Consider the following 252-nt stretch of genomic DNA (forward strand, 5'->3'; position numbering starts at 1 on the left):
ACAACGGCATCGAGTACGCCGACATGCAGCTGATCGGTGAGGCGTACCAGCTGCTGCGCGACGTCGCCGGGTACTCCCCCGCGCAGATCGCGGAGATCTTCCGGACCTGGAACACTGGCCGGCTCGACTCGTACCTGATCGAGATCACGGCCGAGGTCCTCTCCCACGTGGACGCCGCGACCGGCAAGCCGTTCGTCGACGTGGTGGTGGACCAGGCCGAGCAGAAGGGCACCGGCCGCTGGACCGTGCAGA

At 67.5% G+C, this 252-nt stretch carries 1 pseudogene; it reads left to right on the forward strand.

Going from position 1 to position 252, the window contains the following annotated elements:
- Positions 1-252: pseudogene (locus tag WN71_RS39125) on the forward strand (NADP-dependent phosphogluconate dehydrogenase); the annotation flags it as partial.

The sequence above is a fragment of the Streptomyces mangrovisoli genome (genome assembly GCF_000974985.2).
Taxonomy (GTDB): Bacteria; Actinomycetota; Actinomycetes; order Streptomycetales; family Streptomycetaceae; genus Streptomyces; species Streptomyces mangrovisoli.